This is a genomic window from Bartonella sp. MR168JLCBS (genome assembly GCF_042194175.1).
In genome coordinates, this window is record NZ_JBHIMP010000103.1 from 1 (window position 1) to 1282 (window position 1282).

Sequence of the window (1282 nt, forward strand, 5' to 3'; positions counted from 1 at the left end):
TGGTTGTCGCTAAAAATGACCTTGCTCACAAAAATCTCAGTGCCCAATTTTCTGACCACGGACGCACCAGCGCTTTAGATCGACGTTATCACGCCTTGATTTGGGGATCTCCCAATCGTAATGTTTGGAAAATTGATGCACCCCTTGGCCGTTCTCCCCATAACCGAACAAAGCAAGCTGTCATCTACAGCCAAAACCCTCATGCTCGTCACGCTGTTACCCATTTTTCTCTCCTAGAAAAATACGGGATATGCTCAGATAAAACATCTTTTGCTAGCCTTCTGGAATGTCGTCTGGAAACCGGACGTACCCACCAAATTCGTGTTCATATGGCCCATATCGGACATCCGCTCGTAGGTGATACTGTTTATGGAAACGCTTGTAAAACAAAATCAAATATGCTTAAACCTATCATTAAAAATGCAATTGATCAATTCAACCGACAAGCTCTCCACGCAGCCAGTCTTACCTTTGAACATCCCGCTACAGGTAAAATTATGTCTTTTTCTTCACCAATCCCTCAAGATATGGCTGAACTTATCAAGTATTTTAAAGAAATGAATTGAAACTTTTAGCCTTCTCATGATTTCACAATAAAATATCTCTCTTTGAACAAAATTGAGAATTATGGTAAGGTAAATGCGTAGAGGTATTTAATATCTGAAAATCGAATTTGCCTTATCAGGGAATTCATTGCAAAAGGAGGGTGCTGTATGGCCCATATAAATCTGCTATCAGTAACAACAGGTGACGGAGGATTGAATCGTTACCTGGAAGAAGTACGTCGCTTTCCAATACTTGAGCCAAAAGAAGAGTACATGTTAGCTCAACGTTATCGTCAACATAACGACCTAAAAGCTGCACATAGATTGGTAACCAGTCATCTACGCCTCGTAGCGAAAATCGCAATGGGATATCGCGGCTACGGACTACCCATTGGGGAAGTTATTTCAGAGGGCAATGTTGGACTTATGCAAGCTGTTAAACGTTTCGAACCAGAACGAGGTTTGCGTCTTGCAACCTATGCAATATGGTGGATTAAAGCATCAATCCAAGAATATGTATTGCGGTCTTGGAGTTTAGTAAAAATAGGGACAACCGCCAATCAAAAGCGCTTGTTTTTTAACCTTCGTAAGTTAAAAAGTAGGCTTCAAGTGCTTGACAAGGGTGATCTTAATGCAGAACAAGTAAAGGAAATTGCAACCCAACTGAATGTCACAGAAGATGAGGTTATATCGATGAACCGTCGACTTTGTGGTGACACTTCACTCAATGCACCTCT

At 41.3% G+C, this 1282-nt stretch carries 2 protein-coding genes; both read left to right on the forward strand.

From position 1 onward, the window contains the following. The coding region (locus ACFIK8_RS09440; protein WP_375669273.1) for an RluA family pseudouridine synthase at positions 1–566 on the forward strand (566 nt) is incomplete at its 5' end. Between the two features lie 147 nt (positions 567–713). Further along, positions 714–1282: RNA polymerase factor sigma-32 (locus tag ACFIK8_RS09445; protein ID WP_375669274.1), on the forward strand; the 569-nt coding region annotated here is incomplete at its 3' end.